Below are 2,107 nucleotides of genomic sequence, written 5' to 3'. Positions count from 1 at the left end.
ACAATTTCTCTGCGTGTTGGGGCGCAACCCACAATTCATAACCGAGATCGCCAGTGTAGCCCGTGCGCGTGATGGTCAGCGGAATCTCAGCAATCTTTGCCGAGGTGAGCCGGAAGTATTTCAGGCCCGCGATATCCGCGCCGGTCACGACCTGCTGCAAAATCTTACGCGAATTGGGGCCTTGCAGCGAAAGCGCCGCGAGCTCGGCAGAGACATCGGCAACCGTCGCGTTCATGCCGTACCCACAATCTTGAAACCAGCGCAGATTGGGATCTGCCGAAGTCAGGCGAAAATAATTGTCTGCCAAACGCGCGACGGTTCCGTCGTCGATCATTTGGCCGTGCTCGTCACACCAGGGGGTGTACATGATTGAGCCGATGCTGCATTTTTTCGCATCGCGCGTGATGATGCGATCGACCAGGCGTAAGGCCTCCGGGCCGCTGATTTCGTATTTGAACAACGGCGAGACATCAATCAATGCGGCCGCGTTGCGAATGGCGTAATACTCGCGTTCATGGGAGAATTCATAAACGCTGACCGAAGCATAGCCGGCCCAATTGCGCCAATCAAGGCTTTCGCACAACGGCGCCATGCGGGAATAAAAGGGCGAAGGAATGGGCATGAAATCGTTCGCGGTTTACGAAGCCGTCATGAATTTAGCATCATATTTATCGTTGTTTCGGAGGGATGATACCTGACTATCATGACTTCACTGCGTCATGCGCGCGAAGGTGTCGCACTCATCGCAATCGCCAGTAGTCAAGCCGATGCGCAGCCATTGCGCGCGCTGTTCGGAACTGCCGTGCGTGAACGATTCCGGTTGCACCGCGCGGCCGGACATGCGCAACAGGCGATCGTCGCCGATTGAAGCCGCGGCGCGCAAGCCCTCCTCCACATCGCCCGGCTCCAAAACTTGACGCTGCTGGTTGGCGTGGTATGCCCAGACGCCGGCGTAGCAATCGGCCTGTAATTCTAACATGACGGACAAGGCATTGGCTTCGGCTTCGCCGACCTGGCTCTGCAAGCGCCGCACTTTGTCGGAAACGCCGAGTAGGTTTTGCACGTGATGGCCGACTTCATGCGCGATGACATAAGCTTGCGCGAAGTCGCCGGGCGCGCCCAGGCGGTGCAGCTCGTTGAAAAAGCTCAAATCGATGTAGATTTTTTGATCGGGCGGACAATAAAAAGGCCCTGAGGCGGCGGAGCCGTAACCGCACGCGGACTCCACCATGTCCGAGAACAAAACCAGTTTCGGCGGCACATAGGGCACACCCATTGGGCGCAACAACGACGGCCAGGTGTCTTCCATGTCGCCAAGTATGACGGAAACAAATTCCGCAGCCTGATTTTCCTCAGCCGTGGGTTGATAGTTTTGCGGCAGCGACATGCTCCCGCCGCCGTTGCTCAATATGCTGAGCAACTGCAGCGGATTTTGGCCAAACAGGAAGGATATGATGATAACCAATAGCACCGTCCCACAACCCATTTTCATTCCGCCGCGCATCCTGCCGCCGGCGCCTCGCAAATCTTCGACGTTTTCACTACGCCGGCCCATTTGCCAACGCATAGGTTACTCCTGAAATGAGATGATTTTTGAAGCGGCGAATGTCGCCGGGAATTCGAGGTAAAAACGGCGACCGGAAATGAGCGCCGCCGGGTTATGAACCAACTTAAAATCGAAAGCGTCCGGTTAAATTTGAATTACATCCTTTTCAACCTCATTTTTAAAACCGCGAATGCACGCGAATATTCGCGCATTTTAGATTTCGCGTTTATTGCCGTGTATTCACGGTTTGTGAAAGGTAGATATTGAAGCTCTCTGAGAGAAATCACCTGCTGCGCGCAAGCGGCCACAGCGTATTTCAACCCGCGTTTGCTTGTGCGGCCTTCTTCAGCTTGTCGTTGGCCATAATGGCGATTTCCACGCGGCGGTTTTGCGCGCGCCCGACTTCCGTTTCATTGTCGGCAATGGGTTGTGCTTCGCCGTAGCCCATGATGGTGAAGCGGGTGGCGCTGACCTGCAGAGAAGCGAGAAAATTGGCAACGGCCTGTGACCGCGCACGCGAAAGTTCGAGATTGTGCTCGTCGGTGCCGGTGGCGTCGGTAT

Annotated in this window: 3 protein-coding genes; all 3 read right to left on the bottom strand. The window is 55.5% G+C overall.

All coding sequences use genetic code 11. From position 1 onward, the window contains the following. Positions 1 to 622, bottom strand: a 622-nt coding sequence (locus FBQ85_29615; GenBank protein ID MDL1879288.1) for an aminomethyl transferase family protein, incomplete at its 3' end; no start/stop codon positions are given. A gap of 87 nt (positions 623 to 709) precedes the next feature. Then, a complete protein-coding gene (locus FBQ85_29610) occupies positions 710 to 1,567 on the bottom strand; it encodes a flagellar biosynthesis protein FlgM (protein MDL1879287.1) in 858 nt (285 codons plus the stop codon). Positions 1,568 to 1,862: 295 nt separating this feature from the next. After that, a partial coding sequence (locus tag FBQ85_29605; protein MDL1879286.1) for an OmpA family protein occupies positions 1,863 to 2,107 on the bottom strand: 245 nt, incomplete at its 5' end.

It is taken from the genome of Cytophagia bacterium CHB2 (assembly GCA_030263535.1).
Taxonomy (GTDB): Bacteria; Zhuqueibacterota; Zhuqueibacteria; order Zhuqueibacterales; family Zhuqueibacteraceae; genus Coneutiohabitans.
This window is presented reverse-complemented; position numbering and strand designations above follow the sequence as displayed.